Genomic DNA, 2,337 nt, shown 5'->3' with positions numbered 1-2,337 from the left:
CCATGAAAAGTAAGTGGAACAAGAACATATATAGATCTTTATTGATCCTTTCATTTCTAGGGATCAATGCTATGATAATTTATGGAATCAGTTCTGTATGGGCCTATCTCAATTCCGGAGCAGATAAATCTTCTATCCTTCACATACAGGGTAACATAGAAGAAACCTATCTGCCGGAAGTTCAATGGGTAGATCTGGAGAATCCGGGAAGACCCATGGAAGCCCAAACACTGAAAGAAATACAAACTGATTATTTAAGATCATGGTATGTCAGAAATATTGCCTTGTCTAACAATGATTCCTATGGTGTTGCTGATTATTATACGGACAGTATGCGGATCAAAATAGAAAGGGTACTCGATCTGAATAAACAATATAATACATCAGTGAAACAGACAAGTCTGGCTCATCATCCATCGCTCGACTTTTATAGCGCCGATGGTAGTCTGGTGGTGTTTACAGACAGGCATGTGGAAACTTATAAGGAGATATGGCAGAATGACCAGATGCTTTTAAAAAAGAAAGACACTAGTTCTTATAAGGTCCTGATGTTATTAGAAGACGGTTTTTGGCGGATAAGACATATGGTTGAAATAGAAGAACCTAATGAGGAGGTTCAATCTTCCATAAAAAGCAATACTTCGCAGTCCGATATTGCAAAAATGAAAGGACTCAATTACTATCCAAGTAAAAGTGCCTGGGATACCTTTGGATCTAATTTCAATAAACAGGTAATTGCGAACGACTTCGCCCAGATACGTAAGATGGGGCTTAATTCCGTACGCGTATTTGTTCCTTATGAGGAGTTTGGAAAAGCCAAGGTATCAAATGAATACATGGCAAAACTAAAAATAATGCTAGATCTGGCGAATACTGAAAAGCTTAAGGTCTTGGTCACTTTGTTCGATTTTTATGGGAATTATGATTTGATGGACTGGACCTTAACTCACAGACATGCTGAGATCATAGTGAAAACTCTTAAAGATCATCCCGCTCTCTTAGGTTGGGACCTGAAAAATGAACCCGATCTCGATTTCGATTCGAGAGGTAAAGAACTGGTATTGGCCTGGTTGGAAGAAATGAACAAGCAGGTAAAGAAATGGGATCCAATCCATCCTGTAACTATTGGTTGGTCCTCCCCGGAAGCTGGAATTTTATTAGGAGAAAAGGTCGATTTTATTTCTTTTCATTACTATCAGGATCCTTCTGAATTTTTAGGAAAGTATGAAGCTTTAAAGGACAGGGTAGGAGATACGCCTATTTTGCTGGGAGAGTACGGGTATTCATCTTATAGTGGTATTTGGAATGCATATTTGGGGTCGGAAAAAAGGCAGGCTGATTATTATAGAGAAATGCAGCAGCATTTAAATGAGGAGGGGATCCCATATTTATTCTGGACACTTTATGATTTTAAAGAAGTGCCAAACCCGGTGGTTGGCAGACTGCCGTGGAGAAAACAACGGCAAAAATATTTTGGTGTTATTTCTATAGATGGCAGGGAAAAACCTAGTTATCAGTATCTGGATCTGTCCACACAAAAATGAAAGGAGAGCAGTAACCACGCTGCCCTCCTCTCTTCTTAACCTAACCAAAAAATAGTTAAATTTCTTCCTTGACGGTCTTCTTTTCCGTAGCAAAATTTGGGGAAAAGTTAGGTAAGTTCTTATATTTTATCGCTTTGAAATAATCCGTATACATTTGGGTGATCGCAGACATAGGTAAGGAACATGCTGCGTCATAATTGGTTTTTCCTAAATGAACCCTATGTGAATCATTTCCCAGGATATTTTCAATAGCGTCGGCTAATGATCCAGTATTATCTGGTTCAAAGAACTCCCCTTTATATCCTTCTTCACGAACCAGGACACCTAGATCTCCTAGGTCTGGTAGTGCCACAGCTTTTCCGTAGCTACCCGCCTGGTGCAGGACACCTGAGCTACCAGTTGTAGAGGTATAAGGAAACACAACTACAGCACTGTCTCCGAATATCGTTGGTACATCTTCCTCAGCAACATAGCCCGTAAACCTTATGTTTGGTACATGTGCATATTTTTCCTCCATTGATTTAAGATATCCCGGAGTATTAGGGCTATCAGTACCTGCAATGACAATTTCTATGTCTTCCCTTGTTCTGCTTCGGATCAAATCTACAGCCTCAATCATGATCTCAACACGCTTATAAGTACCGAATTTACCAAAGGCCATTACTTGTTTTGGTCCTATTGGCAAGGCATAGTCAGGCTCAGGAGGTGTTTCAAACGATCCATGAGGAATCAGTGCAATATTGCGTGCTTTGTATTTCTTCTCCAGAATAGTAACATATTTACTGATGGTTAC

2 protein-coding genes are annotated in these 2,337 nt (G+C 39.7%); one reads left to right on the top strand and one right to left on the bottom strand.

Translation table 11 applies throughout. The annotated features are described in order from the left end of the window. Positions 1 to 1,544: glycoside hydrolase family 2 TIM barrel-domain containing protein (locus Q0X72_RS13670; protein WP_297766544.1), on the top strand; the 1,544-nt coding region annotated here is incomplete at its 5' end. 55 nt (positions 1,545 to 1,599) lie between these two features. Here the strand turns inward: Q0X72_RS13670 and Q0X72_RS13665 are convergent. Beyond that, the coding region (locus Q0X72_RS13665) for a glycosyltransferase (RefSeq protein WP_297766542.1) at positions 1,600 to 2,337 on the bottom strand (738 nt) is incomplete at its 5' end.

The sequence above is a fragment of the uncultured Muriicola sp. genome (genome assembly GCF_947258935.1).
Classification (GTDB): Bacteria; Bacteroidota; Bacteroidia; order Flavobacteriales; family Flavobacteriaceae; genus Muriicola.
This window is presented reverse-complemented; position numbering and strand designations above follow the sequence as displayed.